We start from the raw sequence: 264 nt of genomic DNA on the forward strand, positions 1-264 counted from the left end.
GTTGTTGGCCGTTTTAGCGACGGTGAGATCAGTGTTCAAATTAATGAAAATGTTCGTGGATCGGATGTTTTCATCTTACAATCAACCTGTGCCCCTACAAACGATAACCTTATGGAACTTATCGTTATGGTTGATGCTCTACGTCGTGCATCTGCCGGTCGTATTACTGCCGTTATTCCTTATTTTGGTTATGCTCGTCAAGATCGTCGTGTACGTTCTGCCCGTGTACCCATTACCGCTAAAGTCGTTGCCGATTTCTTATCT

Annotated in this window: 1 protein-coding gene; it reads left to right on the top strand. The window is 43.9% G+C overall.

All coding sequences use genetic code 11. The features are described 5' to 3' along the window. Nucleotides 1-264 (top strand): ribose-phosphate diphosphokinase (gene prs, locus AAEY79_RS15255; RefSeq protein WP_352289333.1); only part of this gene is annotated, 264 nt, incomplete at both ends.

It is taken from the genome of Psychrobacter sp. GW64-MNA-CIBAN-0177 (assembly GCF_040309585.1).
In the GTDB taxonomy this organism is placed as follows: Bacteria; Pseudomonadota; Gammaproteobacteria; order Pseudomonadales; family Moraxellaceae; genus Psychrobacter; species Psychrobacter okhotskensis.